Below are 3,154 nucleotides of genomic sequence, written 5' to 3'. Positions count from 1 at the left end.
CCAGCGCGGCCGGGTTCCCGGCGGCCGCCGCCAGCGCCAGCGCGGTGTGCGCGAGCACCCCGGCCGCCGCCAGCACCACCGGCACGGGCAGCCGCGCCGCGACGCGCTTGGCGGCGAACGAGCCCAGCGCGCTCGCCGCGAAGAAGCCGCTCAGCGCCAGCCCGAACCCGGTGGCGGAGACGCCCAGCCCGCGTTCGACGGGCGTGGCGAGCGCCGCGACGCCGAACGCCGGCGTCATGGCCGCCACGGACGTCAGCACGATCGCGCCCATCCCCGCCCACGGCCGGCCGGTGCTCCCCGCCGGGCGGGCGGTCTCGATCTCGATCTCAGTGGTCGTCACTGTCCCCCTCCTCGGTCCCCAAGGCTGGCCCGGCCGCGCCGCCGCGTCGAAGATCCATCGTTATGCCTGAATGGAATTAGCATTCGGGCATGGACATTGCGGTCCGGTCGCTCCGGTACTTCGTCGCGGTCGCCGAGGAACTGCACTTCACCCGCGCCGCGGAACGGCTGCGCATCGCCCAGCCCGCGCTCTCCAAGTCGATCCGGCGGATGGAGCTGGAGATGGGCGTGACGCTCTTCGAGCGCAGCCGCCAGGGCGTGGCGCTGACCGACGCGGGCCGCTCGCTGCTGCCCGTCGCGCGCGGCGTGGTCGGCGACCTCGACACCTGGCTCGCGGGCGTGCGCCGGGCCCGGGACGCCGCGTCCCGCGTCCTCCGCGTCGAGTACCACTCCGGCATGGACGCCGAGACGATCGAGCCCGTCATCGCCCGGTTCGCTCGGCTCCGTCCCGGCTGGCGGCCCGACCTCCGGCTCGGCGACTGGCACGACCCGGCCGGCGGCGTCCTCGACGGCCGGGCGCACGCCGCGTTCATCCCGCTGCCGGTGCCCGGCCAGGAGAGCCTGGACGCGGAGATCCTGCGCCGCGAGCCCCGCCGCGTCGCGCTGCCCGCGGAGCACCCGCTGGCCGCGCGGGCGACGGTCCGGCTGGACGACCTGCGCGGCGAGAGGTTCGTCGCGCTGCCGGCCTCGTCCGGCCCGCTCCGCGAGTTCTGGCTCGCGACCGCCGAGTTCGGCCGGACCCCCGCGATCGGCGCCGAGGTCGACAACTCCGAGGACTGGCTCCAGGCGGTGCTGTCGGGGCGCGGCGTCGCGATGATCAGCGAGTCGAGCGCCCGCGTGTACGCACGGCCGGGCATCCTCTACCGGCCGGTGGAGGGCGTCGCGCCGGCCGTCCGCGCCGTCGTGTGGCGGCGGGACGCGACCGATCCCGTCCTGCGCGACTTCGTGCGCGCCTGCGTCGAGGCCGCCGCCGGGGCGCGGGCGGGGCGCGCCTGAAATACTCGTGACCATGACTTACACGGCCGACGGCGACCGATACGAACGACTTCCCTACCGGCGGTGCGGGCGCAGCGGGCTGCGGCTCCCCGCGATCTCGCTCGGGCTGTGGCACAACTTCGGCGACGACCGCCCGATCGACGTCCAGCGGGCGATCCTGCGGCGGGCGTTCGACCTCGGGGTGACGCACTTCGACCTCGCCAACAACTACGGACCGCCCTACGGGTCGGCGGAGACCAACTTCGGCCGCATCATGCGCGAGGACCTCGCGCCCTACCGGGACGAGCTCGTCATCAGCACGAAGGCCGGCTACGACATGTGGCCGGGCCCGTACGGCGAGTGGGGGTCGCGCAAGTACCTGCTCGCCAGCCTCGACCAGTCCCTGAAGCGGATGGGCCTGGACTACGTCGACATCTTCTACAGCCACCGGTTCGACCCGGACACGCCGCTGGAGGAGACGATGGGCGCGCTGGACCACGCCGTCCGGTCCGGGAAGGCGCTGTACGCGGGGATCTCGTCGTACTCGCCGAAGCGCACCGCGGAGGCCGCGCGGATCCTGCGGGAGATGGGGACGCCGCTGCTGATCCACCAGCCGTCCTACTCGATGCTGAACCGGTGGATCGAGGGCGGCCTGCTCGGCACCCTGGAGGAGGAGGGCGTCGGCTGCATCGCGTTCTCGCCGCTGGCGCAGGGCATGCTCACCGGCAAGTACCTCGGCGGCATCCCGGAGGGGTCGCGGGCCAGCCGGAACACCTCGTTCTCCAGCGACCTGCTCACCGAGGAGAACGTCCGGCACGTCCGGACGCTCGACGAGATCGCCCGGGGCCGCGGCCAGTCCCTCGCGCAGATGGCCCTCGCCTGGTCGCTGCGGGACGAGCGGGTCACCTCGGCGCTCATCGGCGCGAGCAGCGTCGCGCAGCTGGAGGAGAACCTCGCCGCGCTGGACCGGCTCGACTTCACCCCGGACGAGCTGGAGGCGATCGACCGGGACGCGGTGGAGGCCGGGATCAACATCTGGGCGGCGTCCAGCGCCGACTGACCGAAGGCGGCGGCGCGGCGTGCATCGTCGTGCCCGCACCGGGCACGAGGCCCGCATGGAAGAGATGACGCTGCGCAGTGCCGCATTCGACGATCACACGCTCATGCCGTCGGAGTACTCGCACGACAGGGGCGACGTCTCGCCGCCGCTGGAGTGGTCGCCGGTCCCGGAGGAGGTGGTGGAGCTGGCGCTCGCCTGCGAGGACCCGGACGCCCCGGTCGGGACGTTCGCGCACTGGCTGGTCGCCGGGATCGACCCGGTCACCACCGGGCTGGACGCCGGCGAGCGGCCGACGGGCGCGGTCCTCGGCCGCAACGACTACGGGACCGAGGGGTACGGCGGGCCGAAGCCGCCGGCCGGCGACGACCCGCACCGCTACTTCTTCCGCCTGTACGGGCTGTCGGAGCCGTCCGGGCTGCGGGACGGCTTCACGGCGGAGGAGCTGAGGGACGCCGTCGAGGACAAGGTCGTGGCGTCGGGCACGCTCGTCGGCACGTTCGCGCGGTGACCGCCGCGAGCCCCGGCCCGGACGACGACGACCGCGGCCGCGAGCACGACCACCACGGCGACGAGGGCGGGGAGCACCGCGATGACGGCGGACACCGCGAGGACGGCGGGCACGGCGGGCGCGAGGAGCCGCCGGGGAACGAGCCGCTGACCGCGCGGAGCGCGCTGGGCCTGCGCGCCGTCCTGTCCGGCATCGCGCTGGTGGCGGCCGCCGCGGCGGCCATTGTGTTCGCAATCGTCGCGAACAACGACGGGAGCGGCTCGGCCTGGGGC

5 protein-coding genes are annotated in these 3,154 nt (G+C 74.4%); 4 read left to right on the top strand and 1 reads right to left on the bottom strand.

The window, feature by feature from the left end:
* The coding region (locus tag ABZ914_RS49270; protein WP_500201502.1) for a hypothetical protein at nt 1-340 on the bottom strand (340 nt) is incomplete at its 3' end.
* 89 nt (nt 341-429) lie between these two features.
* Between ABZ914_RS49270 and ABZ914_RS49265 the strand changes: the two genes are divergently transcribed.
* The 4 genes from ABZ914_RS49265 to ABZ914_RS49250 all read left to right on the top strand — a co-directional run.
* Nucleotides 430-1,335, top strand: coding sequence for a LysR family transcriptional regulator (locus tag ABZ914_RS49265; RefSeq protein WP_500201501.1), 906 nt, complete (start codon nt 430-432; stop codon nt 1,333-1,335).
* A gap of 13 nt (nt 1,336-1,348) precedes the next feature.
* Entirely contained in the window at nt 1,349-2,374 is a 1,026-nt protein-coding gene (gene mgrA, locus ABZ914_RS49260) for an L-glyceraldehyde 3-phosphate reductase (protein WP_500201500.1), read from the top strand.
* Nucleotides 2,375-2,429: 55 nt separating this feature from the next.
* On the top strand, nt 2,430-2,882 hold the full coding sequence (locus ABZ914_RS49255; RefSeq protein ID WP_190868172.1) for a YbhB/YbcL family Raf kinase inhibitor-like protein: 453 nt from the start codon (nt 2,430-2,432) through the stop codon (nt 2,880-2,882).
* On the top strand, nt 2,879-3,154 hold a 276-nt coding region (locus ABZ914_RS49250; RefSeq protein ID WP_500201499.1), incomplete at its 3' end, for a DUF6343 family protein. The genes ABZ914_RS49255 and ABZ914_RS49250, both read left to right, overlap by 4 nt.

This window comes from Spirillospora sp. NPDC046719 (genome assembly GCF_040645715.1).
GTDB lineage: Bacteria > Actinomycetota > Actinomycetes > Streptosporangiales > Streptosporangiaceae > Spirillospora.
Note: the sequence above shows the minus strand (reverse complement) of the source record. Positions and strands in the feature narration are given on the sequence as shown.

What these genes read in the sequence shown, in the direction of transcription:
- mgrA (WP_500201500.1), top strand. Translation starts at nt 1,349, where the DNA reads ATGACTTACACGGCCGACGGCGACCGATACGAACGACTTCCCTACCGG.
- ABZ914_RS49265 (WP_500201501.1), top strand. Translation starts at nt 430, where the DNA reads ATGGACATTGCGGTCCGGTCGCTCCGGTACTTCGTCGCGGTCGCCGAG.
- ABZ914_RS49255 (WP_190868172.1), top strand. Translation starts at nt 2,430, where the DNA reads ATGGAAGAGATGACGCTGCGCAGTGCCGCATTCGACGATCACACGCTC.